Origin of the sequence: Limosilactobacillus reuteri (assembly GCF_002254085.1) — a bacterium.
Lineage (GTDB): Bacteria > Bacillota > Bacilli > Lactobacillales > Lactobacillaceae > Limosilactobacillus > Limosilactobacillus reuteri_K.
Window position 1 is genome coordinate 1 of sequence record NZ_NGPY01000061.1, and the last position, 603, is coordinate 603.

Consider the following 603-nt stretch of genomic DNA (forward strand, 5'->3'; position numbering starts at 1 on the left):
CAGTTACTTTGGGTGGATTGAGTAATGGTCCTTTACCAAATCTTGCATAAATTCCCACCCAAATTTGGAAATCATATTCAGCAATCCCGTATTTATGCCTAACTGATGCTAAAGTAACATTACCGTTAGCATATTCTTCAACAGCTTTAAGTTTAGTTTTAACGCTAATTTTGGTCATATAAAATACCCCCAGAGTTGATTTCCAACTCTGGAGGTACACGTCAGGGTAGGCCTCTTTTTTATTTTAAATCGTCGTTTGTAAAATTAAGTTAGAAAAAATAAAAAGCCATTTGTGATAGACTTTTGAATATCCCTAATCAAAAGAAAGGCAATCACAAATGACCTATAAACATCTTACCACACGTGAATTAACTCTCATAGCTGATTTTTGGTATCAAGGTACTAAAGCTTATCGGGCTGCTAAATTACTTCAGCGTAGTCAAGAAACCATCTATCGTGTTTATCGTTTCCTCAACGACGGTAAAACCATCGACCAATATCTTCAGACTTATCAGCGACATAAGCGTCGTTGTGGTCGGAAGCAGACCCAACTGCCAACTATCGAAGTTAACTATATCCATGCGCAAATCAAGGCAGGTTGGA

1 pseudogene is annotated in these 603 nt (G+C 37.5%); it reads left to right on the forward strand.

Going from position 1 to position 603, the window contains the following annotated elements:
- Window positions 1–338: 338 nt before the first annotated feature.
- Window positions 339–603: pseudogene (locus CBG10_RS09035) on the forward strand (IS30 family transposase); the annotation flags it as partial.